Raw genomic sequence first — 223 nt, 5'->3', positions numbered from 1 at the left:
CTTTCGAGAATGGCAGGAAAAACGGAACGAAGGTGGTGATTTTATTGTTTTCTCCGATATTTTATGGTCGTATCCTATGCCAAATGACAAGGTCATCTATTTATGAGAATTAGAAAAAAAATCATCATTCTTATTAGTTTATTAACTTTCCTCTGGTACTTTTTTCTGGCTCATGTCACGTTCTTCAATAAAGATTTACTCTTTACAAAAATAGAAAATAAAG

Annotated in this window: 1 protein-coding gene; it reads left to right on the top strand. The window is 31.4% G+C overall.

The annotated features are described in order from the left end of the window. The coding region (locus tag M983_RS18025) for a DUF6402 family protein (protein ID WP_281180130.1) at window positions 1–106 on the top strand (106 nt) is incomplete at its 5' end. Window positions 107–223: the final 117 nt, after the last annotated feature.

The organism is Proteus myxofaciens ATCC 19692 (assembly GCF_001654855.1).
Classification (GTDB): Bacteria; Pseudomonadota; Gammaproteobacteria; order Enterobacterales; family Enterobacteriaceae; genus Proteus; species Proteus myxofaciens.
Note: the sequence above shows the minus strand (reverse complement) of the source record. Positions and strands in the feature narration are given on the sequence as shown.